A 376-nucleotide genomic window follows, 5' to 3' on the forward strand; every position below is an offset into this window, starting at 1 on the left:
AAATTGTAAAACATTATCTGGGGAACTATGGTGGCTACCTAGCGGTAGCAAAGAAATATAATATACAAGAATCTATTGTAAGAAGATGGGTTAATAGCTATCAACAATTTGGAATCGAAGGACTGAAACGTAGTAAGAATCAAACTCATTACTCTGTTTATTTTAAGCTTAGTGCTGTAAAATTGTATGAAACAACAGAGATGAGTTATCGAGAAGTAGCCAATTCATTAGGGATGAATAACCCTAGTTTAATTTGTAATTGGCGCACTACTATCCTCAAGAAAGGCGTCGATGGCTTATCAGAACAGAGAGGTAGGCCACCGAAAATGGGTAAACGGAAGAAAGCTGATAAGAAAATATTTCAGGATCCAAAGAA

At 35.9% G+C, this 376-nt stretch carries 1 protein-coding gene; it reads left to right on the forward strand.

From position 1 onward, the window contains the following. A partial coding sequence (locus tag EF384_RS09665) for a helix-turn-helix domain-containing protein (RefSeq protein WP_148076713.1) occupies positions 1–376 on the forward strand: 376 nt, incomplete at both ends.

Origin of the sequence: Aerococcus agrisoli (assembly GCF_003797145.1) — a bacterium.
Classification (GTDB): Bacteria; Bacillota; Bacilli; order Lactobacillales; family Aerococcaceae; genus Aerococcus; species Aerococcus agrisoli.